Genomic DNA, 383 nt, shown 5'->3' on the forward strand with positions numbered 1-383 from the left:
AGCTCTGCGCGCCGCGCGTCTCGGGCTGGGTCTCGGCCTGGCTGCTCACGTCCGCCACGGTATCGCAGGACCTCGCTGCCGCTCGTGCGCACGCGCCCGCGCGCCGCGTTCCCGGCGTCCGGTCGTCGGACGGCCGGCGAGCGGCCCGGTCAGCCCAGCGCGCGAGGGTGCGCGGCGGCGTACACCTCGCGCAGCGTGTCCGGCGTGACGAGGGTGTAGATCTGGGTCGTCGTCACCGACGCGTGCCCCAGGAGCTCCTGGACCACGCGCACGTCGGCGCCGCCCGCGAGGAGGTGCGTCGCGAACGAGTGCCGCAGCGTGTGCGGCGAGATCCGCTCCGGGTGGTCGATCCCTGCGCGCTCGGCGGCGTTGCGCAGCACGGC

At 76.2% G+C, this 383-nt stretch carries 1 protein-coding gene; it reads right to left on the reverse strand.

Annotation, left to right across the window (positions count from 1 at the left end; all coding sequences use genetic code 11):
• Nucleotides 1–149 precede the first annotated feature (149 nt).
• Nucleotides 150–383 (reverse strand): tyrosine-type recombinase/integrase (locus G3I78_RS50790; protein ID WP_164437445.1); only part of this gene is annotated, 234 nt, incomplete at its 5' end.

The organism is Streptomyces sp. SID13726 (assembly GCF_010548375.1).
Classification (GTDB): Bacteria; Actinomycetota; Actinomycetes; order Streptomycetales; family Streptomycetaceae; genus Streptomyces.